Genomic DNA, 245 nt, shown 5'->3' on the forward strand with positions numbered 1-245 from the left:
TCCTAATTGTTTCCTACGAAATAAAGCTAAACTGTCTGATGATAACTGAAAAGGATTTGTACCATTTATTAATATTTCTCCCGATGTAGGAGAATCAATAGTAGATACCATATTTAATAATGTTGTTTTCCCGCTACCTGATGGTCCCATAATTCCTACAAATTCACCTTCTTGAATTGATAAATCAATATCTACCAATGCTTTAAAAGGTATTTTCCCTTTATATACTTTACTAATACTTTTTG

General features: G+C 30.2%; 1 protein-coding gene. It reads right to left on the reverse strand.

Features of this window, described 5'->3' with window-relative positions; translation table 11 throughout:
* A partial coding sequence (locus JDS96_RS31430) for an ATP-binding cassette domain-containing protein (RefSeq protein WP_206777265.1) occupies positions 1 to 245 on the reverse strand: 245 nt, incomplete at both ends.

Source organism: Bacillus cereus group sp. N21, assembly GCF_016483395.1.
In the GTDB taxonomy this organism is placed as follows: Bacteria; Bacillota; Bacilli; order Bacillales; family Bacillaceae_G; genus Bacillus_A; species Bacillus_A pseudomycoides.